This is a genomic window from Streptomyces sp. NPDC058650, assembly GCF_042717315.1.
Taxonomy (GTDB): Bacteria; Actinomycetota; Actinomycetes; order Streptomycetales; family Streptomycetaceae; genus Streptomyces.
In genome coordinates, this window is sequence record NZ_JBHXRL010000025.1 from 68,021 (window position 1) to 88,047 (window position 20,027).

Genomic DNA, 20,027 nt, shown 5'->3' on the forward strand with positions numbered 1-20,027 from the left:
GCGGCGTGGGTCAGTTCTTGGTGCGGGGCAGGCCGAGCGGGTTGATCTCCGACTTCCGCACTGCCTCGCCGTCCAGGCCCCACCGCTTGAGCACCTGGGCGTAGGTGCCGTTCCCGACGATGTGGTCGATCGCGGCCGCGTAGGCGGCGACGAGACCGCTGTCCTTCTTCGTGGTGGCCGCGATCTTGCCCTGGAGCCCGGCACCCGCGCCGGAGAACTTCCCGGCGACCTCGGTCTCTCCTGCCGAGGCCACGTGGTAGGCGACGACGGGATGGGGGCCGAGGTATCCGTCGATCCGGCCGGACTGGAGGGCCAGGTAGTAGTCGCTGGTGTTCTGGAAGTACGTGATGTCGACGCCCTTCCGGCCCGCCTTCTCGTTCCGCTCGGACCACTCGACGAGGATCTTCTCCTGGTTGGTGCCGGAGCCCACGGCGATCTTCTTCCCCGCCACGTCCTCGGGCCCCTTCACCGTCCACCCTGAGCCCTTCTTCGCCTCGAAGGCCAGGTCGTCGAGGCGATAGGTGGCGAAGTCGTACGTGTCCTTGCGCTCCTCGGTCACGGTGACGTTGGAGAAGACGGCGTCGTACTTGCCGCTGTCGAGGCCGACGAAGAGGTTCTCCCAGGAGACCGGGTCGAACTCGGGCTTCAGGCCGAGGGCGTCGGCCACCAGGGTCGCGAGGTCGACCTCGGCGCCGATCAGCGTCTTGTCGTCGGTGGCGCGGAAGGCGAGCGGCGGACTGCTGTTCGCCGAGACGCCGACGACGAGCGTGCCTCTCTTGCGGACGGCCTCGGGCACCTGCGCGGCGATGGCGTCGACCTTGGCGGTGTGGACGCGCTTCTGGTCCGGGCCCACGTTGATGCCGTTCCCCTGCTGCCCCTCGGGCTTGATCTCGCCGGTGGCGGCCTCCCCCGAGCCGCAGGCGGTGAGGAGCCCGAGGGCGGTGAGCGAGGCGAGGGCGGTGAGGACGGTGCGGCGGGACTTCATGACGGTGCTCCTGTGCCGGTGGTGTGGGTGAGAGGGAGAACAGGGAAGGTCAGAGGAACTTGCGGTGGGTCAGAGGACCTTGGAGAGGAAGGCGCGGGTGCGCTCGTGGCGCGGGCTGTCCAGCACCGCGGCCGGCGGGCCCTGCTCGACGATCCGGCCCTCGTCCATGAAGACCACGGTGTCGGCGACCTCGCGGGCGAAGCCGATCTCGTGCGTGACGACGATCATGGTGGTTCCGGAGGCGGCCAGGTCCTTGATGACGTCGAGGACCTCGCCGACCAGTTCGGGGTCGAGCGCGGAGGTCGGCTCGTCGAAGAGGAGCAGCCCCGGTTCCAGGGCGAGCGCGCGGGCGATGGCGACCCGCTGCTGCTGTCCGCCGGAGAGCTGCTTGGGGTACGCCTCCGCCTTGTCGGCGAGCCCGACGCGCGTCAGGAGCTTCCGGGCCGCGGCCTCGGCGTCCTTGCGGGGGCGCTTCAGCGCGGAGACGGGCGCCTCGACGATGTTCTCCAGGACGGTCAGGTGAGGGAAGAGGTGGAAGTTCTGGAAGACGAAGCCGATGCGGGTGCGCTGCTTGAGGATGTCGCGCTCCCGCAGCTCGTAGAGCTTGTTCCCGGAGCGGCGGTAGCCGACGAGGGTGCCGTCGACGCTGACCGTGCCGCTGTCGACCTTCTCCAGGTGGTTGATGGTCCGCAGGAGGGTCGACTTGCCGGAACCCGAGGGGCCCAGGACGACGGTGACCTCACCCGCCCGGACGTCGAGGTCGACGCCGCGCAGGACGTGGAGCGGGCCGAAGTTCTTGTGGACGGAGCGGATCTCGACCTTGGTGGTGGTGGCCTCGGTGGTCTGGGGGACGGTGGTGGTCGCGGAGCTCATCGGGCGCTCCCCTTCGCGTAGTGGCGTTCGACGTAGTACTGGACGACGGAGAGCGCGGTGGTGAGCAGGACGTACCAGGCGGTGGCGACCATCAGGAGCGGGACGACCCGTCCGTTACGGCCGTAGACGACCTGCACCTGGTAGAAGAGTTCGCCGATCGCCATGACCGAGACGATCGAGGTGCCCTTGAAGAGCGAGATGATCTCGTTGGCGGCGTTGGGCAGGATCGAGCGCATCGCCTGCGGCAGCACGATCCGTCGCAGCTGCCGGAGCTTCGGGATGCCGAGGGAGGCCGCCGCCTCCGACTGGCCCTCGTCCACGGCGAGTACGCCGCCCCGGACGATCTCCGCCGCATAGGCCGCCTGGTGGAGGGCGAGCCCGAGGACGGCGGCGCTCATCTCGCCGACGAGGCCCATCGTGTCGAAGGAGAGGAAGCCCGGCCCGAAGGGGATGCCGATGCTCAACTCCTTGTAGAGATAGGCGAGGTTGAACCAGAAGAGCAGCTGGACGATGAGCGGGATGGAGCGGAAGGCCCAGATGTAGGCGAAGGCGACCGACCGCAGGAACGGGTTGGCCGAGAGACGCATGAAGGCCAGCACGATGCCGATCGCGAAGCCGAGGGCCGTGCCGTAGAAGGTGAGCTGGAGGGTGACCCAGACGGCCTGGAGGATCGTCTCGGTGGTGAAGAACGCGGCGAAGACGTCCCACTCCCAGCCGGGGTTGGTGATGAGCCCGTGGGCGAACTGCACGAGCAGGACGGCGGTGGCGGCGACGGCCACCCAGCGCCAGGGGTGGCGCACGGGGACGACCACGAGATCGGCGGACGCGGAGGGGACGCGAGTGGTGGTCGGGTCCTTCGTGAGGGCGGCGGTGGAGGGCGGATCGCTGGTGAGAGCCATGGCGGTTCCTCGGGAACGGGTCGGGAAGCAGAGGGGAGGGAGGGGAGGGCGCGGATCAGGCGCTCAGCGGGGCCGGAAGACGACAGCTCCGGTCGCCGCGGTCACTGCCGTCACTCCGATCGCTCTGACCACTGCGGTCGCTCCGGTCACTCCGGTCACTGCGGTCACTCCGGTCACTCCGGTCGCTGCTCTCACCGCGCTCGCGCAGGAAGGTCAGTGCGGCCCGCGCGGCGACGTCGTTCTGCCCGAAGGCGATCCCGCCGGTACGGGGCCGGGTGAAGGCCCCGCCGGCCCGGGCGGTGGTGTGCGGGCCGAGCGCGAAGCGGCGCGGGTGCGGGCGCCCGTCGCGCTCCAGGATCCGGGCGTCGGCGGGGTCGACGACGAGGAGGCCGCTGGCGGTGGCCCGGGCCCCGTCCTCGTACAGGGCGCGCAGCAGCGGGCTGCCGGTGAGTTCCAGGGTCGGGTCGGGCAGCCGGGCCTCGACGAGGGCGCGCGCCTCGGTCCACTCCCCCGGGACGGCGGTGGACGCGGCCCGGAAGACCCCGCGCTCCTCGTCGGCCTCGACGGTGACCTGGGGTCCGAGGAAGCGGACCACGCCCGCGCGGGAGAGCGCGAGGAGCTGCCGCAGCCGGGGGCCGGGCGGGCCGGAGGCGAGGTAGCTGAAGAAGCCGTGCCACCAGCCGCCGGTGTCGATCCGGTCGCCGAGCCTGAGGAGCTGCGCGTAGACGGAGAGCAGCGCGGCGAAGACGGCGGCGTCGGGGCTGTGGGCCGGGTCGTGGCGGCGGGTCAGATCGGCGGTGACGTAGTCGCGCAGGCCGTGCTGGAGCTCCTCGGCGGAGCCGAAGCGGACCCCGTCGAGGGGGTGGTCGAGGGCGTCCGGGTCGAACCGGTCGGCGGGGTCGGGGACGGCCGCGGCGACGAGCGCGGCGACCTCCGCCCCGCGCGGCGGCGCCTCCGCGTAGGCCTGCGCGAAGTCGCCCCAGGCGAGGGAGGTCCGCTCGGGGTGGGTGGAGAAGAGCCGGTGGTAGTGGGCCCAGCCGAGTTCCTTGTCGACGAGCGGCCACACGTCGCGCCGGAAGTCGAGCGGCCCGGCCCGTCCGAGCAGGGCGTCGGTCTGCTCGACCCCGAAGAACCGGGGCAGCGGGGGCCGTTCGCCGTCGAGGACGTACCCGATCTTCGAGTGGTACGGGACGCCTCGCCGCGATCCGACGTGCAGCACGGGCTCCCGGCCGGAGGGTACGTAGACGAGGTCGTCGCCCTCGCCCTCGTACCGGCCGCCGCGGCCCTCCGTGAGGAGCACCATCAGGTCGACGAAGGCGAGGCCGAAGCCGCGTACGAGGACGGGCTCGCCGGCGGGCAGCGCGGAGAGGTCGGTGTCCGCGGTGAAGTCGGGCGGTAGGTGGACGAGCCGGTGGCGGGCGGCGAAGTCGGCGAGTGCCCGCTGCTCCGGGTCGGGTTCGGCGTCGAGGTGGCCGACGGTGAGGACGACGAGGTCGGCGAGGAGGGGCTCGGCGCCGGCCTCCAGCCAGACCCGCTGGCGTCCGTCGCGGGGGCCGCCGATCCGCAGCGCGGTGGTGCGGTGCTCGTGGACGGTGACGGAGGCGGGCAGGGCGGCGAGGGCCCGCTCGTACACCCAGCGCAGGTAGGCGCCCTGCTGGGGACGGGTGGGGAAGGCGCGGCCGTCGAGGGCGGCCCAGTCGGCGAGGGTGGGGCCCGGCCGGACGGGCCCGTCGAGCCGCACGGTCTCGTCGGTGAACATGGTGACGTCCTCGGCCTGGGAGTTCATCCACAGCAGCGGGGACTGTTCGGTGCGCCAGATCCGGCCCGGGCCCGGCGGGTGCGGGTCGACGAGATGGAGGTCGAGGGGGTCGTCGCCGTACAGCTCGGGCAGGCTGGCGGCGAGCCGTTCGAGGAAACCGGTCCCCCGCGGCCCGGCGCCCACGATGGCAAGGGACGGACGGGGGCTCATCGGGCGCTGCCCGTGCCGCGGGCGTAGTACCGCTCGACGTAGTGCTGTCCGAGGCTGAGGACCGAGGTGACGGCGACGTACCAGAGGGTGGCGACGAGGAGCAGTGGGATGACCTCGTACGTGCGGTGGTAGACGAGCTGGGTCGAGTAGAGCAGGTCCTGGACGGCGATGACGGAGACGATCGAGGTGCCCTTGAGGGTGCCGATCAGCATGTTCCCGGCCGGCGGGACGATCGAGCGCATCGCCTGGGGCAGCACGATCCGGGTGAGCCGGCGCCACCGGCCGAGGCCGAGGGACTGGGCGGCCTCGATCTGGCCGCGGTCGACGGAGAGGATGCCGCCGCGCACGACCTCGGCGGCGTAGGCGGCCTCGTGCAGGGTGAGGCCGATGACGGCGACGGCGACGGGACCGAGGAGGTTGACCGTGTGCACGCCGAGGACGGTCGGATAGAGCGCGCCGATGTTGAACCAGAACAGCAGCTGGACCAGGATCGGGGTGGACCGGAAGAACCAGACGTACCCCCAACTGACCGCGCGCAGGACGGGGTTGGCGGACAGGCGGAGGACGGCGAGCAGGGTGCCGAGGACGAAGCCCAGCGCCATGACGAGGGCGGTCAGCCACAGGGTGAGGCCGAGGCCGCGCAGGACGGACGCGGACGTGAAGTACTCGGCGACGACGTCCCATTGGAAGGCCTTGTTGCGGACGACCGAGAGGAGTCCGAGGCCGAGGAGGACGAGGACGGCGGCCGCGGCGGCCCACTGGCCGGCGCGACGGGTGGGGACGACACGGGGAGGCGGCCCGGTCGGCGGGGCCGTGGAGGGGGTTTTGACGAGGGTCGCGGACATGCGAAGGCTCCGTGGATGCCAGAGGCGGATCGAACACGGGGATGCGCCTTCACACGCGCAGAGAGCACGGATCCGGGCCCCTCAGCCCGATCCGCCCTTCGAGGCTATGCGGTCAACACGCCCCGCTGTCAAGGGTGTCCACAGGGTGAGCCGAGCGTCTCATCGTGGTTGACGCGGAAACGGATGCCTGTTCCACTGGGGCCATGCATCCGCAGCAGCAGCTGGTCACGCGCTCCCACATCGACTTCGGTCGCGTGTGGTCCTCTTCCTGTTGAGCTGACCCTCCGCTCTGCCCCTGCCCGCGTGCTGTTTTCCGCGGCGCCTTCACACACAGGCCCCTCGTGAGCGCCTGAGCTCTCCCCTCCCCTCGCCCTGCCCCGCTGTTCTCCTTCGTCCTGAAGGACCGTCATGACCTTCGCGTTGTCCGTGTACCGGACCACGACCACCGACCCCCTGGCGCGCCCGCTCCTCGATGAGCTGGCGTACGAGTACACGACCCGGTACGGCTCCGCGCACGACCTGAGCCTCTACCCGGCGACGGAGTTCGCCCCTCCCGACGGCGCCTTCCTGCTCCTCCTGGAGCAGGGCCGGCCCGTGGCCGGAGGCGCGTACCGCCGCTACGACGAACACACCGCCGAGCTGAAGAGGATCTGGACCCACTCGGCGCACCGCAGACGCGGGCTCGCCCGCCGCGTCCTCACCGTGCTCGAACGCGAGGCCGCCGCCCGCGGCTACACCCGCATCCATCTGACGACCGGGGCGCGCCAGCCGGAGGCCAGGGGCCTCTACCTGGCGACCGGCTACCGGCCGCTCTTCGACGTGTCCGCCGACCTTGAGTCGCTCGGCCCCCTGCCGTTCGAGAAGCTCCTGGAGAACCCGAAACCATGAGTACGCGTACGAGTTCCGGCACCACCCGCACGACTTCCGGCACCACCCGCACCCCTTCCGGCACCACCCGCACGGCCCTCGGCTTCGCGCTGATCACCGCCGCCGCGCTCACGCTCACCGCCTGCGCCGGGGGCGAGCCCACGACCGCGCCGGCCGGCGCCTCCGGAGCACCGGGCGCCGCGAAGGGCGCGCTCCCGAGCGAGGACGTGGTGTCGGCGGTGAAGAAGAACGAGGCCGCGGCGAAACTGCTCCCCGCCGACGTCCGGCAGCGGGGCAGCTTCACGGTCGCCGCCTCGGTCGGGACCCCGCCCAGCTCGGCCTATCTGCCCGACGGCAGGACCGTGGTCGGGGTGGACGCCGACTTCGCGGGCGCCGTGGCGAAGGCCCTCGGCCTGGAGGTGAAGCGCGAGGTCGTCGGCTTCGAAGCGATCCTGCCGGCGCTGGGCAGCGGCAAGTACGACGTCGGCACCGGGAACTTCGGGGTGACCGAGGAGCGGCGCAAGACCATCGACTTCGTCACGTACGTCAATGACGGCCAGGGCTTCGCCACCCGGTCCGACAGCCCGCTGAAGGCGGTCACCGACCTCACGCAGCTGTGCGGCCTGAAGGTCGCGACGGGCGCCGGCACCACCTTCGAACGGACCCTGGAGCAGAACAAGGGCCGGTGCGCGGAGGCCGGGAAACAGCCGTACGAGGTGAACGTCTTCAACGAGACGGGAGCGGTCTGGATGGCGCTCCAGCAGGGCCGCAGCGATGTCGTGATGAGCACGATCAACGGCGTGCGGTACGCGGTGACGCAGCAGAAGAACGTGAAGTTCCTCAACGAGTACCGGCGGCTCGACGTCGGCTTCGCCTTCAAGAAGGGCACCCCGCTCGCCCCCGCCTTCCAGGCGGCCGTGAACGGCCTGAAGGCCGACGGGACGTACGACCGGATCGTGAAGAAGTGGGGGGTGACGGAGTCGGGCATCGCGGAGTCGCGGATCACCCCGCCGGAGATCCCGGCGCCGACGAAGTAGCGACGGGTGCCTCCGGCGGGGCGGGGGGCCCCGCCGGGCCCGACGGGGCGTCAGCAGTCGCAGCCGCAGCCGCAGTCCCCGCAGCAGCCATCTCCCTCGCCGCAGGAGCAACAGTTGCTGCAGTTGCTGCAACAGTCACAGCAGTCACAGCAGGCGCCGGGGTCGCACTGCTGGCAGAGCCCCTCGCGACGCTGCCTGCTCCAGGGGTCCTCGAAGGTCCCGCAGCACATCTGGCAGGTGCAGGCCAGACCGACCCAGAGGGCGCACCCGGCTATCAGGCCGCGCCGGTTCGGCGGCCCGGGCGGGAACGGCCCGCCGGGGCCGCCCGGGCCGCCGGGGCCGGGGGCGTAGGGCCCGCCGGGCCCACCCGGGCCGGGGGCGTACGGGTTGTCCGGGACGGGTCCCGGCCCCTGGGGCGCGTACGGGTTCCCCGGCACCGGGCCCTGCCCGTGCACCGACCCCGCCCCCGGCCCGTGCCCCGGACCCGGCGTCCCGTGCGAGCAGCTCGTCGTGCCGAAGGCGCGGTCCACCGACGTCCGGAGCTCGTGGGCGAGGAGGACGTGGACGAGCTTGCCGTCGGCGAACTCGGCGTCCCGCAGCGCGAGGCGGATCCCGTGCAGGGCGTCGTCGGCGAGCCGGCGGGCCTCCTCCCGGGAGGTTCCGGTCGCGGTGAGCGGGTTCCAGGCGCCCGCCGCCGCGTCCGCGGTCTGGTCCTCGACGGCGTCGAGGAGGTGGGCGAGGCGGCCGAAGAGCCGGCCGGCCTCGGCGAGCGGCGCCGCGTTCCCCGGGCGCCCCGCGAGGACCGCGGTGTGCGCGAAGGCGGCCGCGGTCGCCGTCTCGGTCGGCTCGGTGACGGCGAGCAGCGGGGTCCCGAGGCCGGCGAGGGACTCGATCCCGGTCTGCCGGTCGACCGCGTCGACCAGGACGGCGGTGTCGAAGCCGAGGGCGCGGCCGGTCCTGGCGCCGGCCCGGTCCCAGGAGCGGGCGACCCGGCGGGCCGCCGCGGCGACCGGCTTGCGCGCCAACAGGCCGTCCCGGTCGGCGACGTGGTCCCGTACCTTCGCCGAGGCGAGGACGAGCGAGACGGCGGCGGCGAGGCGCGCGCCCTCCCCCTGCGCCACGGGCGCGGTCCGCATCCCGCGCAGCGGGCAGGGTCCCGCGGTGCGCCGTCCGCTGGCCACCGCGCCGGTCTGAGCCTCCGTCAGAACCGAGACGATGAGCCCGTCGTAGTTGGTGACGACCCGGGCGAACTGCCCGTGGTCCGCGCGAAGTGCCAGGCAGAGGCCGCAGAGGTGGGCCATCCACTCGACTTTGAGCGCGTCGGTGAGCCGGTGCGTGCAGGGTCTGACGATTCCGAACATGAGGTGCCCCCGTGAGCCGTACGAAGTGCCGTCGAGCGGCTTCGCGGCATCGTAGCGAGCCGGGCCGTTCACCCGTACGCGCCCACCGTCACCCTTCTGGCCCGACTTTCATATTTTAAGTTGCGCGCCCCTCCGTCAGGCCCCGCATACCGCAAGTTTCCTGACGTATCGCCAGAAATCGACGCTCACGTTCTGCACCAGTACCGTCACGAATCCCCTGCGCGCCGTGTATCCACTTGGCGCGCGATCCGCATCATGGACGACGATAGGGATTGCGGAACCACAAGTGACCGCGCTGAAAGGAGGCGTCCATGGGATCGGTGCGCAAGGCGAGCGCCTGGCTGGGACTCGTCGAGGACAACGACGAGCGTTACTACGACGACGAGTACGCCGACGGTGCCGAGAACGGCGACGCCTGGGTGACGGACCCCCGTGTCCGGGTGGCCACGGACACCGCCCAGGAGCAGGGCCGCCGGATCGCCACCGTCTCCCCGGACGGCTTCCGGGACGCCCGGGGCATCGGAGAGCTCTTCCGGGACGGTGTTCCGGTGATCGTGAACCTGACCGCGATGGAGCCGAACGACGCCAAGCGCGTGGTCGACTTCGCCGCCGGTCTCGCCTTCGGCCTGCGCGGCTCGATCGAGCGCGTGGCGACGCGGGTCTTCCTGCTCACCCCCGCCGACACCCAGATCATCGGCGGAGAGAGCCGTCGGCGTCCGCAGGACGGTTTCTTCAACCAGAGCTGAGCGGTCCGCCGGCCCGACCGGGCACCTTCCGAAGGTCGGGTCAGTGCGTCGGGCGACCTGAGCCGGCGGGCTCGATCGCTTCCCGGGTCGCGGGCACCCGCGGCTCGGCGGGCTCACGGGCCTCGGCCACCGGCTCGCACCTCTCGATCGCCTCACGTGTCTTGATCGCTTCACGTGTCTTGATCGCTTCACACGACTCGTACGGCTCGAACGACTCGTCCGGTTCCGCCGGACAATCCATGACCCGGGGCAGCCGCCGGGCCATCACCGCGCCGACGAGCAGCAGCACGGCGCTCACGCAGAGCGTGATGTGCAGGCCGTCCACGAAGGCGTGCCGGGCCGCCTGGTACAGGGCCGCGCCCGCCGTGCCGCCGAGCTGGTCGGCGACCAGGTAGGCCTCGCCGAGGGAGTTGGACGCGGCACTGCTCGCCGCCGTCGGCACACCCGGGACGGAGTCGAGACCGGGCGCGTACGCGGCGTTCATGACGCTGCCGAGCAGCGCGATGCCCATGCCGGCACCGAGCTGGTACGAGGTCTCGCCGATCGCGGCGGCGCCGCCCGCACTCCGCTGCGGTGCCTCGCTGAGCATCGACTCGTACGCCGAGAAGAGCGTGGTCTGCAGGCCGAAACCGAGCAGCACGAAGCCCACCGTGAGCAGCAGCGGCCGGTCGTCCTGCCCCATGAGGGTGAGCAGCAGCACCGCGGCGGCGGTGAGCACGAAGCCCCAGCCGACCATCCGGCGCGGGCCGATCCTGCGCAGGGTGTACGAGCCGGTGGCGCCGGCCGCCATGGCGGCGAAGGTGAGCGGCAGGAGCCGCAGACCGGTCTCCAGTGGGCTCAGCCCGAGAACGAGCTGGAGGTACTGGACGGCGATGAGTTCCAGGCCGACGAGCGCCAGCATGGCGAGGACGATGCAGCCGACCGAGGTGGTGAAGGCCGCCCGGGAGAAGAGCCGCATGTCGATCAGCGGGTGCGGGCGCCGATTCTGCCGGCGGACGAAGAGGACGAGGAGCGCGACGCCGACGAGCAGCGGGCCCGCGGTCGGCAGGGCGAGCAACGGCTCGCCGGCCCCGGCGCGCTTGACCCCGAGGACGCAGCCGAGGACTCCGGCGGCTGCCATGAGGGCGCCGAGGACGTCCCAGGGACCGTCGGAGTCTCCGCGGGACTCGGGGAGGAGCCGGCGGCCCAGCGGCAGGATCAGCGCCATGAGCGGGATGTTGATGAGGAAGACGGAACCCCACCAGTAGTGCTCGACGAGGAAGCCGCCGAGCACCGGTCCGGTGGCGGCCCCGATCGCGGCGACCGCGGTCCAGACGCCGATGGCGGTGGCACGTTCCCTGCGGTCGGGGAAGACCGCCCGGAGGATGGAGAGCGTCGCGGGCATGATCATGGCGCCGCCGACACCGAGCAGCGCGCGGGCCGCGATGAGGACCCCCGGCTCGGTGGCGAGGGCGGCGACCGCCGAGGCGACACCGAACAGCGCGTAGCCGAGGAGGAGGACGCGCCTTCTGCCGATCCGGTCGCCGAGGGTGCCGAAGAGGATCAGCAGCGAGGCACAGATCAGTGGGTAGGCGTCGACGATCCAGAGCAGCGCGGTGGAGCTCGGGCGCAGGTCCTCGGTGAGCGAGGGGACGGCGACGTGGAGGATGGTCGCGTCGAGGGCGACCAGGAGAAGGCTGACGCAGAGGACGACCAGGACGACCCAGCGATTGGTTCCGCCGTCGGCGGCACGCTCTCGTGCTCGGGCCGTGATCGTCCGCGACATGTACGTACCTCCCAGTGAAGCTCTCGCGCTCGGCAGGCGCCGACCAGGGCGTATGCCCCTGGGGCGGCCCGACATCGACGGGCGAGTGAGCCGTCAGCGTACGCGAGTTCACGCCCCGAGCGCGTGGTGCAGCTCTCACCCCGACAGGCCTCCGGGTGTGGCGTACGCCACTCGGCGGGGGCCGCGCGTCGCATGGAATTCCGTACGTATATCTGTTTGAAGCAATTCCCTTGCGTTCAAACACTCTTCCGGAAAGAGCCACGCCGCCAATAGGGCTGAAGGTCATCGGATATACCGACGGACGTCGGGAATGGTCCGGCGACTGAGACCTACTCCACATCACATGGTCATCACGAAGACAGCGGATCGACCGGGACGGCTTCTCACTCCCTGTAACGTCGATTGGGTGCGTACCGACATCTTTGCCCGGCTGGACCGGGAGCCGGAACCGCCGAAGATAGAGGTCCCTCGGATGACCCGCACGCGTCTCGCGCTCTTCGGCGGGACGTCGGCGTTCTATCTGGGCATTGTCGTCGCGGTGCTGCTGTCGACCTGGCTGGTGACCCTCGACTGGAAGATCATGTTGTTCCGGCCCTATCAGCAGTGGCCGGGGATCCATGGCTTCCTCGACTACTACGTCGTCCTCGGTCAGCGCGGCCCCACGGCCGTCATGGTGGCCGCATGGCTGGGCTGGCGCTCCTGGCGCCAGCACACCCTGCGGCCACTGCTGTGTCTCGGCGCGGCGCTGTTGTTGCTGAACGTCTCGGTCGGCGCGGTCAAGCTCGGCCTCGGCCGTCTCGGCCCGCACTACGCGACGCAGGTCGGCTCCGCCGAACTCTTCGCGGGCGGCGATATATTCCCCTCCGGCCACACCGCGAACGCGGTCGTGACCTGGGGCATCCTCGCCTATCTCGCGACCACCCCGCGGGCCAGGCGCTACCTGTCGGCGCTCTCCGCCGTGGTCGCGCTCGGCGTCGGTCTCACCACCGTCTATCTGGGCACGCACTGGCTGAGCGACGTGCTCCTCGGCTGGGCCGCCGGACTCCTGATCCTGCTCGCCCTGCCCTGGTGCGAGCCGGCCCTCGCGGTGGCGGAGTCCTGGATCCTCGCGCTGCGCGACCGGCTGCTCGACCGGCTGCGCGACCGTCGCCGGCTGGTGCCCTCCCTGCCCGTGGCCTCCGGCGGCCCGCGCCCGGGCTTCTTCCCACAGCGTCCCGCCGGGGCCGAGGAGCCCGTCCGCGAGACCGTGGGAGTGGCCCGCGGTCGCGCCCCGGCGACCCGCGGCTGACCCAGCGACCCGCGGCCGACCCGCCCCCGCGTCGGAGAAGAGAAGGGCCCCGACCGTCCTCGGCCGGGGCCCTTCCCCTGTCCGCCCCCGCCCTGTCAGCCCAGCCAGCAGCGGGTGACGGCGCCGTCCTCCACCTCGAAGTTGATGCGCCCCGACAGGTATTCCATCGTGATGATCGAGCCGGGCGGCAGGGACCTGACGACCTTCCAGCCCCGTGTCCTGGCTAGCCGCTCGGCACCGCCCGAGTCGAGTCCCACATAGGACTCGGGAGCGTCGCGGGGCGGTTCGGGAGTGCGTGATGTGGGTGACATGGGACTCACGTTAGCCTCTTTGCGGTCACGCTTGTGTCACAAGTTCTCGACATATGTTTGACACGCCCACGGTCACTCGATGGGACACTTTCCGGCCGATTCTCCAGCAATTCCGAAGACCCTCCGGCAGTTCACACGAAGAGGATCACAGCGCCGATAAGTCCCGGGGAATTCCCTGTTCCCCCACGTCGCACGACGAATTACCCGGACCTCGCACGCCGCACCCTCACGCTTCCCTTACACAATGCTTACGCGGACTCCGCCGGGGCAGTGTCCGCCGACCGGAGCAGCCGCCCCTTCCGCCTCCCTCTCCCGTCGGCCCGCCGCACGCATCATGTCCGGACGCCCGACACCCCTGAGGGCAGGCGGAGGCAGCGATGGGCACCGAGACAGCGACCGTGACCGTCGAATCGGCCCGGCAGAGGCACGGCCGCGTCCTGATCGACTGGGTCACCACGACCGACCACAAGAAGATCGGCCACCTGTACCTGGTCACCTCGTTCGCCTTCTTCCTGCTGGCCGGGCTCATGGCGATGCTGATGCGGGCCGAGCTGGCCCGCCCGGGGCTCCAGCTCGTGTCGAACCAGACGTTCAACCAGGCCTTCACGCTGCACGGCACGATCATGCTGCTGCTGTTCGCCACGCCCACCTTCGCCGGCTTCGCCAATGAGCTGGTGCCGCTGCAGATCGGCGCCCCCGACGTCGCCTTCCCGCGGCTGAACATGTTCTCGTACTGGCTGTTCCTCTTCGGCGGCCTGATGGTGATCGGCTCGCTGCTCACCCCGAGCGGCCCCGCCGCCTTCGGCTGGACCGCCTACGCCCCGCTCAACAGCCTGGAGCGGTCACCGGGCATCGGCGTCGACCTGTGGATCATGGGGCTCGCGCTCTCGGGCTTCGGCACGATCCTGGCCTCGGTGAACTTCCTCGCCACGATCGTCGGGATGCGGGCCCCCGGCATGACCATGTTCCGGATGCCGATCTTCACCTGGAACGTCCTCTTCACCGCGGTCCTGGTGATCGTCGCCTTCCCCGTCCTCGCGGCGGCGCTGCTCGTCCTGGAGGCGGACCGGCGCCTCGGTTCCGTGATCTTCCAGCCCGAGAACGGCGGGGCACTGCTGTGGCAGCACCTCTTCTGGTTCTTCGGCCACCCCGAGGTCTACATCATCGCGCTGCCGTTCTTCGGGATCGTCAGCGAGATCATCCCGGTCTTCGCCCGCAAGCCGATCTTCGGCTACACGACGCTGATCGCGGCCACCATGGCGATCACCGGCCTCTCGGTGGTGGTCTGGGCGCACCACATGTTCGCGACGGGCGCGGTGCTGCTGCCGTTCTTCTCGCTCCTGTCGTTCCTGATCGCGGTGCCGACCGGGGTGAAGTTCTTCAACTGGACCGGGACGATGCTGCGGGGCTCGCTCTCCTTCGAGACGCCCATGCTGTGGTCGGTCGGCTTCCTGGTGTCGTTCCTCTTCGGCGGGCTGACCGGGGTGATCCTCGCCTCGCCTCCGATGGACTTCCAGGTGACCGACTCGTACTTCGTCGTGGCCCACTTCCACTACACGGTCTTCGGCACGGTCGTCTTCGCGACCTTCGCCGGCTTCTACTTCTGGTGGCCCAAGTTCACCGGCCGGATGCTCGACGAGCGGCTCGGGAAGGTCCACTTCTGGACGCTGTTCGTCGGCTTCCACCTGACGTTCCTGGTGCAGCACTGGCTCGGCGCGGAGGGCATGCCCCGGCGGTACGCCGACTACCTGGACGCGGACGGGTTCACGGCGCTCAACACGGCGTCGACGATCGGCGCCTTCCTGCTCGGCGCCTCCACGCTGCCGTTCCTCTACAACGTGTGGTGGACCCACCGGTACGGCGCGAAGGTCGACGTGGACGACCCGTGGGGCTTCGGGCGCTCGCTGGAGTGGGCGACCTCGTGCCCGCCGCCCCGGCACAACTTCGAGGCCGTGCCGCGGATCCGCTCCGAGTCGCCCGCCTTCGACCTGCACCACCCGGAGTTCGCGACCTACGAGTGGATGCGGATCACGAGCCCCCCGCCGTCTCCCCCGCCGTCCGGCCGTCCGACCGACGGTCCGTCCGATCAAGAGCGCGGGACAGCCGGTCCCTGAGCTCGCGGACCCGTTCCGTCAGCTCCGGCGGTTCGATCACCTCGAAGTCGAGGCCCATGAGCATCACGTGCACCACCGCCACATGGAGGTTGTGCGCGCCCGCCCGCAGCAGGCAGCTCCCTTCGCCCTCGGGCTCCAGGACCCCGTCCATCGGGCCGACGATCGCGGCGGCCTCGTCGAGCGGGACGAACAGCCGGACGGTGACCTCCGTCGCGTAGGCCGCGCCTGACACCCCCTTCGACACGTACGCGGCGAGGTCGTCGGCAGGCGGTTCGCGGGGCGGGAAGCGCGGGCCGTGCGGCGGCTTGGGCTCGATGCGGTCGGCCCGGAACGTCCGCCAGTCGTCGCGGTCCACGTCCCAGGCGACCAGGTACCAGCGCCGCTCGGTGCAGACCAGCCGGTGCGGTTCGACGGTCCTGCGAGTGGCGGTGCCGCCGTGGTCGCGGTAGGCGAAGCGGAGCCGCTCGCTGTCCCGGCAGGCGTTGGCCAGCTCGGTGAGCACCTCCGGGTCCACCCGTTCCCGAGGGGTACGGAGCATGGGCACGGTGAACTCGGTGAGCGCGCCGACCCGCCGCCGCAGCCGGGCCGGCAGGACCTGCTCCAGCTTGGCGAGGGCGCGTACGGAGGTCTCGCCGATGCCCTCGACCCCCTGGCCGGCCGCGGTGCGCAGGCCGACCGCCACCGCCACGGCCTCCTCGTCGTCGAGGAGCAGCGGCGGCAGCTCGGCCCCGGCCCCGAGCTGGTAGCCGCCGCCGGTCCCGGGGCTGGCGTGCACGGGGTAGCCGAGCTCGCGCAGCCGGTCGACGTCGCGCCGTACCGTACGCGAGGTCACCCCGAGCCGGTCGGCGAGATCGGCACCGGACCACTCCCGGTGGGCCTGGAGCAGCGAGAGCAGACGCAGCAGCCGTGCGGAGGTCTCCAACATGCCCCGAGTCTCTCAGCCCTCGCGGACAGTTACGGTCCTCGATACGACGGCGGAGGCGATGGACGAAGGCCGTCAGCGGACACGCCGGAGTCGCCGGAGCAGGCCGCGGACCAGGCGGCCGGCCTTCGCCTTCAGGACGTAGACCGCGTCGACGGCCCGCCCGATGTCGCGGTGCCGCTTCGCGCGCCCCGCCGCGTACGTGCGCCGGCTCGCGCCCCGGTCGACGAGTTCCGTCCAGAGCGCCTCGTGGCGGGCGGCGATCCGGACGGGGTCGAAGCGTTCCGAGGAGGCCAGTGCCGCCCGCGCGGTCTTCGCGCGCAGTTCGTCGTCCTCGACGAGACCGCGCAGGGCGCCCGCGACCGCGGCCACGTCGTCGACCGGCACGAGCCGCCCGTCGACCCCGTCCTCGATGATCTCGCGCGGCCCGTTCGGGCAGTCGGTCGAGACCACCGGCAGCCCGCAGCGCATCGCCTCCACGATCGCCATCCCGAAGGACTCCCGCCGCGAGGTCACCGCGGCGATCGAGCCCTTGGCCCATTCCGGTTCCATCGGATGGACGGCGCCCATGAGGAAGACCTGCCGACCGAGACCCCGTTCCTCGATCTGCCGGGCCAGCGCGCCCGTGAGGTCCTGGACCGCGTCGCCGGTGCCGTAGATCCGCAGGGTCCACTCCGGGTGGTCGGCGGCCACCTCGGCGAAGGCGTCGATGAGCACGTCGTACCGCTTGACCCGGGTCAGCCGGCCGGCCGCCACGACGGTCCGCGCCGCGGGGTCGGCGGGCGGCGTGACGGGCGCGGGCACGCTGTTGGGCACGGCCTCGATCCGTACGCCGGGCAGCCCCAGCTCCCGGTAGGCGCGGGCGTCGGCCTCGGTGACCGTCGTGACGGCGTCGAGGAGCCGGTACTCGTGCCGGATGTCCCGCCGGAGCCGGCGGCTGTGGCCGGCCAGGACCAGGTGCTCCTGGCCGACGAGGACCGGCCCGCGCCGGGCCTGCCGGGCCAGGTGCACGTTGAGCCCGGGGCGGGTGCCGACGAGGACGTCGGCCTGGACCCCGCGCAGGTACTCCCCGATCCGGGCGTCGGTGAGCGCGCTGTACTGCTTCCAGCGACCGTCGCCGCGCGGGAAGACCTCGGCGGGCCGGTGGAGGTCGGGGTGGTCCCCGTCGTAGCCCGGGCTGTCCGCGCGGAGGTCGACGAGATGACGCAGCGTCACGTCCGAGGGGAGGCCGAGGAGCGGCCGGTCGCGGTGGCGGAACACCGAGACGATCTCGACCTCGTGGCGCGTGGCCAGTTCCTCGGCGAGCGTGAACGTCGTCCGGATCGTGCCGCCGTAGTGGTAACCGTTGTGAAGCAGAAAGGAGATACGCATCGCGCTGCCCGTTCCCCCCGGTCGGTCTGTCGGTCGGTCGGTCGCGCCGACTGTACTGCCGGGACGGACGTCCGTTTCACGGCCGATGTTCCCCGGACCCCCGTTTCACGGCCGGTGTTCACGGCCCCCGTTTCACGGGCGGTTGCCGAGCTGGGGCACGGTCGCGCACTTCTCCGTCATGTCGCCCCGGCTCACCCGGCCCCGGCCGTCCTCCCGACGGGCCACGGACGGACAGGTGTGACGGGTCTCGGGCGGAGCGGTGAGGTGCTCGAAGCGGACGGGCAGCAGCAGTCCCCGCGCGCCGGCTCCCGGTCACCCACAGGGCGCTCAGGCAGCCGGAGGCGCGGGCGTAGTCGCGGGCGACGGACGAGGACCCGTTCTGGACGTTGGTGGCCTTGGCGTCGAGGCGGACCCCGAGCGCCTCCATCGCCTCGCAGAGCCGCACGTCGCCGTGGGTGTCCATCGCGTCGAAGAGCGGGTCGAGTACGCCGGAGGCACGGCGGCCTGACGTCAGAGCGGCGCGATCCGCAGCATCGTGCCGACGACGATCCGGTTCGGGTCGGGCCCGATGAGGCTCCGGTTCGCCGCGTAGAGCGCCTGCCAGCCGCCCTTGACGGCGAAGCGCCGGGCGATCGAGCCGAGCGAGTCCCCCGGCTGGACGGTGTGGACGCGGCCGCTCAGCCCGTACCGCTTGGAGCAGACGGGCCAGGCCCCCCAGCCCTGCGTGCGCAGGACCTCCTCCGCGATCGTGATCTGCTGCGGGCGGGTGGCCAGATCGGCGCGCGGGGCGTACTTCGTCCCGCCGTGCTCGACCCAGGTCGGCTGCCAGAACTGGAGCCCGCCGTAGAAGCCGTTACCGGTGTTGACGTGCCAGCGGCCGCTGCTCTCGCACTCGGCGACGCATCCCCACGGCCATTGGTCGGCGGCGCAGGCGTAGCCGGGCACCGCGGCCGCCGCGCGCACGGCGTCGGCGGAGGAGGAGACCGCTCCGGTGACCGCCTCGGCCACCACCCCGGCCACCGATTCCGCCACCGGCTCCGGCACGGCCCCCGGCGCCGCTCCCGCCACCGCCCCCGCCGTCGGCGCGACGGCGGTCTCCCACGGCCCCTCGGACGCGTCCCGGGCCTGCGCGGAGACCGGCGTGAGAGTGATCAGCGCCGCCGCCGCGGCCACCGCGGGACCGGCCGTCCAAAATCGGATCTTCGACATCGGGGCAGGCTAGGCAGCCGCCCGGCACCCCCGGCCCGTGCCGCGCGGAACACTGTTCACACCCCACCCGGTCGGAGTCACGGGCCCCGCCGCAAGAGCCAACGGCAAGTTGCCTCGCTTCCACGCGTGACCCCGGCCGATCCTGACCCGTTGAGCTCGGCATGAGACGCCCGGGATCGGCCCGGCGTCCCCCCGTACCGAGTCCAGGGAGCCCCCCGTGCCGCGCATGCTCGACGTTCACGAGGACGTACGCGCCGAGATCGGCGACGAAGAAGCCGACCGGCTGCTTGCCGGCGACAACGCCCCGGGCAGCTACGACTGCACCTCCTGCCGCACGCCGGGAGACTCCGAGCAGGAGCGCACCAGCACGGTGCTGTTCGTCGGTGAGGAGACCGCGGTCCTCGCGTTCGCCCACGCCAGCTGCATCCCGTCGCAGGTCGTCAAGGTCGCCGAGGCGCAGCTCCAGGGCGCCGTCGCCTCGATCACGGCGTCGGACGCCGCCGACGCGCTGTCCGCCGCCCACCCCGAGCAGGCCGTGCTCGGCGTCACCAGCGGTCTCGTCCTGATCGAGGGCGAGCTGCACCCGGCGCTGGTCGTGGAGCCGACCGCCCCCGTGGCCCGCCCGGGCACGGACGGCCTCGTCGACGAGTTCCTGCCGCTCCTCGCGGAGCAGGGCTTCCGGCCCGTCACCGACCTCAACGAGAAGCCCGCCGCCCTGCCGGGCTGGTCGGTCCTGGTCGCCATGGGCCAGCTGCACTCCGTCCTCCAGCCGGGGCCGAACGGCGCCGGTCAGGCCGCCTGGTGGCAGGCGCACCAGCCCCTCCAGGTCACCGAGGGCTGGCGCGCGGCGGCCAACAAGTCGCACACGGTCCTGGTCTTCGCCGCCCCGGTGGGCTCCATCGGCCAGCAGCCGCGCGAGGACCTGCTGCGCGACGCCCTGGAGAAGGCCGCGGCGAACGGACGCCTGGTGGCGGCCGCGATGCCGCTGGCCGGTACCTGATGGACGACGGCCGGCCCGGCATAGGGCCCACGCGGGCCCCGAACGGACCGGCGAGGCTGAACGGACCGGCCGGGCTCGGCGGACCGCCGGGGCTGAACGGACCGGCCGGGCTCGGCGGATCACCCGGGCTGAGCAGTCTGACCGGGCTGAACGTACCCGCCGGGCTCAGCGGACCCGCGCGGCCGAGCGAATCCGCCGGGCTGAGCGGACCGTCGGGGCTGGCCGGATCAGCCGGGCTAGGTGAATCACCCGGGCTGGCCGGACCACCCGGGCTCAGCGGTCTGACCGGGCTGAACGCACCCGCCGGGCTCAGCGGACCCGCGCGGCCGAGCGAATCCGCTGGGCTGGCCGGACCGCCGGGGCTGGGCGGATCAGCCGGGCTAGGTGAATCACCCGGGCTGGCCGGACCACCCGGGCTCAGCGGTCTGACCGGGCTGAACGCACCCGCCGGGCTCAGCGGACCCG

At 72.0% G+C, this 20,027-nt stretch carries 17 protein-coding genes; 6 read left to right on the top strand and 11 right to left on the bottom strand.

Annotated elements, in window-relative coordinates; all coding sequences use genetic code 11:
* Window positions 1–10: 10 nt before the first annotated feature.
* The 5 genes from ACFWWU_RS32345 to ACFWWU_RS32365 all read right to left on the bottom strand — a co-directional run bounded on the left by ACFWWU_RS32345 (window position 11) and on the right by ACFWWU_RS32365 (window position 5,571).
* Window positions 11–985, bottom strand: a complete 975-nt coding sequence (locus tag ACFWWU_RS32345) for an ABC transporter substrate-binding protein (RefSeq protein WP_384151006.1) — start codon at window positions 983–985, stop codon at window positions 11–13.
* 69 nt (window positions 986–1,054) lie between these two features.
* Complete coding sequence (locus ACFWWU_RS32350) at window positions 1,055–1,858, bottom strand: amino acid ABC transporter ATP-binding protein (RefSeq protein WP_384151008.1); 804 nt, start codon at window positions 1,856–1,858, stop codon at window positions 1,055–1,057.
* Complete coding sequence (locus tag ACFWWU_RS32355) at window positions 1,855–2,757, bottom strand: amino acid ABC transporter permease (protein ID WP_384151011.1); 903 nt, start codon at window positions 2,755–2,757, stop codon at window positions 1,855–1,857. The genes ACFWWU_RS32350 and ACFWWU_RS32355 overlap by 4 nt, the downstream gene beginning before the upstream one ends.
* Before the next feature lie 55 nt (window positions 2,758–2,812).
* A complete protein-coding gene (locus tag ACFWWU_RS32360; RefSeq protein ID WP_384151014.1) occupies window positions 2,813–4,726 on the bottom strand; it encodes an FAD/NAD(P)-binding protein in 1,914 nt (637 codons plus the stop codon).
* Window positions 4,723–5,571, bottom strand: a complete 849-nt coding sequence (locus tag ACFWWU_RS32365) for an amino acid ABC transporter permease (protein ID WP_384151017.1) — start codon at window positions 5,569–5,571, stop codon at window positions 4,723–4,725. The genes ACFWWU_RS32360 and ACFWWU_RS32365 overlap by 4 nt, the downstream gene beginning before the upstream one ends.
* 408 nt (window positions 5,572–5,979) lie before the next feature.
* Between ACFWWU_RS32365 and ACFWWU_RS32370 the strand changes: the two genes are divergently transcribed.
* Both ACFWWU_RS32370 and ACFWWU_RS32375 read left to right on the top strand, forming a co-directional pair.
* The gene (locus ACFWWU_RS32370; protein ID WP_384151019.1) at window positions 5,980–6,459 is read left to right on the top strand and encodes a GNAT family N-acetyltransferase; all 480 of its coding nucleotides are present in this window, start codon (window positions 5,980–5,982) and stop codon (window positions 6,457–6,459) included.
* Window positions 6,456–7,475 (top strand): ABC transporter substrate-binding protein, encoded by a 1,020-nt coding sequence (locus ACFWWU_RS32375; protein WP_384151022.1) that lies wholly within the window; start codon window positions 6,456–6,458, stop codon window positions 7,473–7,475. Before ACFWWU_RS32370 ends, ACFWWU_RS32375 begins: the two co-directional genes overlap by 4 nt.
* A 50-nt stretch (window positions 7,476–7,525) precedes the next feature.
* On the opposite strand, the gene ACFWWU_RS32380 is transcribed toward ACFWWU_RS32375, so the two are convergent.
* Window positions 7,526–8,836, bottom strand: coding sequence for a DUF5685 family protein (locus ACFWWU_RS32380; protein WP_384151025.1), 1,311 nt, complete (start codon window positions 8,834–8,836; stop codon window positions 7,526–7,528).
* A gap of 311 nt (window positions 8,837–9,147) precedes the next feature.
* Between ACFWWU_RS32380 and ACFWWU_RS32385 the strand changes: the two genes are divergently transcribed.
* Window positions 9,148–9,582, top strand: a complete 435-nt coding sequence (locus ACFWWU_RS32385; protein WP_384151027.1) for a cell division protein SepF — start codon at window positions 9,148–9,150, stop codon at window positions 9,580–9,582.
* Between the two features lie 40 nt (window positions 9,583–9,622).
* Here the strand turns inward: ACFWWU_RS32385 and ACFWWU_RS32390 are convergent, their stop codons facing one another.
* Window positions 9,623–11,347: an MFS transporter gene (locus ACFWWU_RS32390; protein WP_384151030.1), complete on the bottom strand. Its 1,725-nt coding sequence runs from the start codon at window positions 11,345–11,347 to the stop codon at window positions 9,623–9,625.
* Window positions 11,348–11,819: 472 nt separating this feature from the next.
* Here ACFWWU_RS32390 and ACFWWU_RS32395 point away from each other — a divergent pair, with 472 nt between their 5' ends.
* Window positions 11,820–12,635 carry a phosphatase PAP2 family protein gene (locus ACFWWU_RS32395; protein ID WP_384151033.1) on the top strand — a complete coding sequence of 272 codons (816 nt, stop codon included), beginning with the start codon at window positions 11,820–11,822 and terminating at the stop codon, window positions 12,633–12,635.
* A 95-nt stretch (window positions 12,636–12,730) separates the two neighbouring features.
* On the opposite strand, the gene ACFWWU_RS32400 is transcribed toward ACFWWU_RS32395, so the two are convergent.
* Complete coding sequence (locus tag ACFWWU_RS32400; protein ID WP_384151036.1) at window positions 12,731–12,946, bottom strand: I78 family peptidase inhibitor; 216 nt, start codon at window positions 12,944–12,946, stop codon at window positions 12,731–12,733.
* A 377-nt stretch (window positions 12,947–13,323) separates the two neighbouring features.
* Between ACFWWU_RS32400 and ctaD the strand changes: the two genes are divergently transcribed.
* The gene (gene ctaD / locus ACFWWU_RS32405; protein ID WP_384151039.1) at window positions 13,324–15,060 is read left to right on the top strand and encodes a cytochrome c oxidase subunit I; all 1,737 of its coding nucleotides are present in this window, start codon (window positions 13,324–13,326) and stop codon (window positions 15,058–15,060) included.
* On the opposite strand, the gene ACFWWU_RS32410 is transcribed toward ctaD, so the two are convergent.
* From ACFWWU_RS32410 to ACFWWU_RS32420, 3 genes are all read right to left on the bottom strand, one after another.
* Complete coding sequence (locus tag ACFWWU_RS32410; protein ID WP_384151042.1) at window positions 14,975–15,985, bottom strand: helix-turn-helix transcriptional regulator; 1,011 nt, start codon at window positions 15,983–15,985, stop codon at window positions 14,975–14,977. The two genes, ctaD and ACFWWU_RS32410, sit on opposite strands and share 86 nt — an antisense overlap.
* Before the next feature lie 72 nt (window positions 15,986–16,057).
* Window positions 16,058–17,353, bottom strand: coding sequence for a glycosyltransferase family 4 protein (locus tag ACFWWU_RS32415; protein ID WP_384151045.1), 1,296 nt, complete (start codon window positions 17,351–17,353; stop codon window positions 16,058–16,060).
* A 510-nt stretch (window positions 17,354–17,863) separates the two neighbouring features.
* Complete coding sequence (locus ACFWWU_RS32420; RefSeq protein ID WP_384151048.1) at window positions 17,864–18,562, bottom strand: transglycosylase family protein; 699 nt, start codon at window positions 18,560–18,562, stop codon at window positions 17,864–17,866.
* A 217-nt stretch (window positions 18,563–18,779) separates the two neighbouring features.
* Here ACFWWU_RS32420 and ACFWWU_RS32425 point away from each other — a divergent pair, with 217 nt between their 5' ends.
* Window positions 18,780–19,562 carry a hypothetical protein gene (locus ACFWWU_RS32425; protein WP_317594027.1) on the top strand — a complete coding sequence of 261 codons (783 nt, stop codon included), beginning with the start codon at window positions 18,780–18,782 and terminating at the stop codon, window positions 19,560–19,562.
* Window positions 19,563–20,027: the final 465 nt, after the last annotated feature.

Bases quoted from the DNA above. Each gene is read 5' to 3' on its own strand.
- ACFWWU_RS32420 (WP_384151048.1), bottom strand. From the start codon at position 18,562: ATGTCGAAGATCCGATTTTGGACGGCCGGTCCCGCGGTGGCCGCGGCG.
- ACFWWU_RS32360 (WP_384151014.1), bottom strand. From the start codon at position 4,726: ATGAGCCCCCGTCCGTCCCTTGCCATCGTGGGCGCCGGGCCGCGGGGG.
- ACFWWU_RS32350 (WP_384151008.1), bottom strand. From the start codon at position 1,858: ATGAGCTCCGCGACCACCACCGTCCCCCAGACCACCGAGGCCACCACC.
- ACFWWU_RS32380 (WP_384151025.1), bottom strand. From the start codon at position 8,836: ATGTTCGGAATCGTCAGACCCTGCACGCACCGGCTCACCGACGCGCTC.
- ACFWWU_RS32400 (WP_384151036.1), bottom strand. From the start codon at position 12,946: ATGTCACCCACATCACGCACTCCCGAACCGCCCCGCGACGCTCCCGAG.
- ACFWWU_RS32410 (WP_384151042.1), bottom strand. From the start codon at position 15,985: ATGTTGGAGACCTCCGCACGGCTGCTGCGTCTGCTCTCGCTGCTCCAG.
- ACFWWU_RS32345 (WP_384151006.1), bottom strand. From the start codon at position 985: ATGAAGTCCCGCCGCACCGTCCTCACCGCCCTCGCCTCGCTCACCGCC.
- ctaD (WP_384151039.1), top strand. From the start codon at position 13,324: ATGGGCACCGAGACAGCGACCGTGACCGTCGAATCGGCCCGGCAGAGG.
- ACFWWU_RS32390 (WP_384151030.1), bottom strand. From the start codon at position 11,347: ATGTCGCGGACGATCACGGCCCGAGCACGAGAGCGTGCCGCCGACGGC.
- ACFWWU_RS32370 (WP_384151019.1), top strand. From the start codon at position 5,980: ATGACCTTCGCGTTGTCCGTGTACCGGACCACGACCACCGACCCCCTG.
- ACFWWU_RS32375 (WP_384151022.1), top strand. From the start codon at position 6,456: ATGAGTACGCGTACGAGTTCCGGCACCACCCGCACGACTTCCGGCACC.
- ACFWWU_RS32385 (WP_384151027.1), top strand. From the start codon at position 9,148: ATGGGATCGGTGCGCAAGGCGAGCGCCTGGCTGGGACTCGTCGAGGAC.
- ACFWWU_RS32415 (WP_384151045.1), bottom strand. From the start codon at position 17,353: ATGCGTATCTCCTTTCTGCTTCACAACGGTTACCACTACGGCGGCACG.
- ACFWWU_RS32365 (WP_384151017.1), bottom strand. From the start codon at position 5,571: ATGTCCGCGACCCTCGTCAAAACCCCCTCCACGGCCCCGCCGACCGGG.
- ACFWWU_RS32355 (WP_384151011.1), bottom strand. From the start codon at position 2,757: ATGGCTCTCACCAGCGATCCGCCCTCCACCGCCGCCCTCACGAAGGAC.
- ACFWWU_RS32395 (WP_384151033.1), top strand. From the start codon at position 11,820: ATGACCCGCACGCGTCTCGCGCTCTTCGGCGGGACGTCGGCGTTCTAT.